This is a genomic window from Aequorivita sp. KMM 9714, assembly GCF_011065475.1.
Classification (GTDB): Bacteria; Bacteroidota; Bacteroidia; order Flavobacteriales; family Flavobacteriaceae; genus Aequorivita; species Aequorivita sinensis.
The window spans coordinates 1-263 of record NZ_JAAGRO010000067.1 but is presented as its reverse complement, the minus strand read 5'-3'; the positions used below and the strand labels follow the sequence as shown (position 1 = coordinate 263).

The following is a 263-nucleotide window of genomic DNA, read 5'->3' as shown; positions in this document are numbered from 1 at the left end:
TCCTCATCGTAGGTTTTTATCACAAAACCAGTTCCTCCTTTTGCAGTATAAGTTTCTAATAGCTCACGGCTCTTATCGTGTTTACCAAGACTCTTTAAGGATTGGGCAGCTCTATAATAGTATTTAGGTTCAGTGTCATCTGGAAACGTAGTTACTAATTTTTCGTACCATTTTGCTGCGTTGGTATAATCTCCATTAAAATAATAGGTGTCTCCTAAGTTTTCATATATCTGAGCAGATTCGTATCCATCTTCAACTACTTT

The 263-nt window shown here is 36.1% G+C and carries 1 protein-coding gene; it reads right to left on the bottom strand.

What is annotated here, in order from left to right:
• Positions 1 to 263, bottom strand: a 263-nt coding sequence (locus G3A46_RS14195) for a tetratricopeptide repeat protein (protein WP_165150790.1), incomplete at both ends; no start/stop codon positions are given.